The organism is Flavobacterium jejuense (assembly GCF_006491595.2).
GTDB classification, from domain to species: Bacteria; Bacteroidota; Bacteroidia; order Flavobacteriales; family Flavobacteriaceae; genus Flavobacterium; species Flavobacterium jejuense.
The window spans coordinates 1-990 of the sequence record NZ_VEVQ02000048.1; the positions used below are offsets into that span (position 1 = coordinate 1).

General features: G+C 33.1%; 1 protein-coding gene. It reads left to right on the forward strand.

The window, feature by feature from the left end; translation table 11 throughout:
• The first annotated feature begins 258 nt into the window (after nucleotides 1-258).
• Complete coding sequence (locus FIA58_RS21840) at nucleotides 259-747, forward strand: DUF7000 family protein (protein WP_140964681.1); 489 nt, start codon at nucleotides 259-261, stop codon at nucleotides 745-747.
• The last annotated feature ends 243 nt before the right edge of the window (nucleotides 748-990 follow it).

Sequence of the window (990 nt, forward strand, 5' to 3'; positions counted from 1 at the left end):
TTTCTTCCTTGCATGACTAAATTTACAAAAAAGTACTCTTTTAAATGTTGCCTTTTTGTTATCTTTGATGGAGTTGTGCAACAAGCACAGCCGTTTGTAGCAATTGCTAGGCTCGGGCTACTTCGGAATTTTCTCCGAAAATTCCACGAGGAGTTTTGTACTTGTAATCTTTTGTCTTAAATTTACGCAACTGCCACAAGCGGCAACACGTGCGTAAGCTGACAAAACCGCCAACCAAAGAATTTTACAGAAAAGTAAATGGAAAATTTAAATAAATACGTTGCAGTTTATAAAGAACAACTTGAAAAAGGCGACATATTAATTGCTTACAATGAGCTCGTGAAATTCGTTATGAAATTAAGAACGGAATTCATTAAAACTCTATCTGACCAATATTCATTTGGTGGAATTCTACACGGATATTTGGACTTTACGTATTTCTACTACTCGAACGATTTTTTAAAAAGCAAAAGGCTAAAATTCGGACTTGTTCTGAATCACGTGGAAATGAGATTCGAGATTTGGCTACTTGGAAATACCATTCCGACTCAAAAAAAATATTGGGAACTACTGAAAAACACAAAATGGAATAAAGACAAAACAAAAATGCCAAAATATTCCATTCTTGAAACAACCTTGGTTGAAAATCCCGATTTTAATAATCTAGACAAACTCACCGAACAAATAGAAACCAAAATGATTAGGGCTTCGGACGAAATATTGGACTATCTAAAAACATTGGACTGACTGAAATGAAAACAAGAAGCCTACGCACAACAATGGTAGCTGTTGCACAAGCTCTCCAAAAAGCTAAATTTTCTAAATAAATAAAAATAGCAACCTCATTTAAAGTGATTTAAACGAGGTTTCTTTTTTGACTAAAGGACAATTTTACAAAAATTGATAGGCTTAAAAAAGCTATTTTTAACTCATAAAATTGTGTTTTTAGAAAAGTGTGTACTTTTCCTTGTTGTACATATAAAACTTGCG